Source organism: Mesorhizobium sp. GbtcB19, from assembly GCF_019091085.1.
In the GTDB taxonomy this organism is placed as follows: domain Bacteria; phylum Pseudomonadota; class Alphaproteobacteria; order Rhizobiales; family Rhizobiaceae; genus Mesorhizobium.
The window spans coordinates 1-277 of sequence record NZ_JAGXJY010000207.1; the positions used below are offsets into that span (position 1 = coordinate 1).

General features: G+C 68.2%; 1 pseudogene. It reads left to right on the forward strand.

Going from position 1 to position 277, the window contains the following annotated elements:
• Nucleotides 1–277, forward strand: a pseudogene (locus KVT37_RS32195) (thioredoxin domain-containing protein); the annotation flags it as partial.

Below are 277 nucleotides of genomic sequence, written 5' to 3' on the forward strand. Positions count from 1 at the left end.
TCCCCCATCCCATGCGCGGCGCCAAGAAGCTTTTCCCGGCGCTGCCCAGCGACTATGCCGCCATGACCACCACGGCGAGCGCGCTCTACGAAGCGACCGGCGATCAGGCCTATTCGGCACAGGCGAGACATTTCATCGGCGAACTCGCCCGCTGGCACCTGGATAGCGAAAAGACCGGCTACTGGCTGACGGCCCCGGACAGCGGCGACGTGCCGAACCGCATCCGCGGCGATGGCGACGAGGCCATCCCCCCGGCCACCAGCCAGATCGTCGAGGC